Source organism: Streptomyces milbemycinicus, assembly GCF_002154605.1.
GTDB classification, from domain to species: Bacteria; Actinomycetota; Actinomycetes; order Streptomycetales; family Streptomycetaceae; genus Streptomyces; species Streptomyces milbemycinicus.
This window is the reverse complement of sequence record NZ_MUNE01000375.1, coordinates 1-868: the sequence shown is the minus strand read 5'-3', so window position 1 is coordinate 868 and position 868 is coordinate 1. Positions and strand designations below refer to the sequence as shown.

Here is an 868-nt window from a genome sequence, read left to right as displayed (position 1 = left end):
GGCGGTGGTGCGGGAGGCCGTGAAGATCCTTTCGGCGCTTGGCCGGGTCCGGGCGCACAAGGGGCGCGGACTGTTCGTCGCGGACGACGAGGGCATGCTCCTCACCAGCCGGTGGGGCGGCTTTTTCCGCCCCGTCGACCTTGATCACGTCCTCATGCTGTTCGAGTTCCGCAGGATTCAGGAGATGGCTGCCAGCAGTCTGGCCGCCACCCGTGCCACGCCCGCCGAGCTCCGTACCATTGAAACCGCCACGCAGCAGTGCCGAGACGGGTTCGTCCACGGTCAGGTCGATGTGTTCAACCAGGCGGATGAGGACTTCCACGCGGGCGTCGCCGCGGCCTCGCACAACACCTTCCTCGTCAGCGCCGTGCGGGACGCACGACGACTGCAGCGGCAGTCGAGCGCGATCGGGATCCACGACAGGCTCGGCGAGGGCACCGAGTCGGCGGTCGAGGAGCATGAGGCGATCTACCGGGCCATTCGTGACGGCCGGCCCGACGAGGCGGCCCAGGCCACGGCGGCACATCTCGACAGGACGCTCGAGGACTACCGGCGGGAGATCCAGCGGCGCCTGTTCGGATAGCGTTCCCCATCGGACCCCGCCGCGACACGCGGTCTTCTCGGCCGCCTGTCACGCGGCCTGTCGGCGCCCGGGGCGGCAGGCGGTAGACCGCTCCAGCCGCCCNNGAGGAAGCGGAGGTTGTGGGCGTGGTCGTTGGCGAACATGGGCACGCCGTCTGAGGCCAGGTACCAGTTCGGCTTGCCCCCGCTGTCGCGGATGACCCGCCCGTTGATGACAAGGTTTTCGAAAGTGATGTCCTTGATGACGTGGTCGGCGTCGAGGCCGATGAGCAGCGACGTGCCGGCG

Annotated in this window: 1 protein-coding gene; it reads left to right on the top strand. The window is 68.9% G+C overall.

The window, feature by feature from the left end:
* Window positions 1-583: FadR/GntR family transcriptional regulator (locus CCN51_RS28680; protein WP_086860236.1), on the top strand; the 583-nt coding region annotated here is incomplete at its 5' end.
* Between the last annotated feature and the right edge of the window lie 285 nt (window positions 584-868).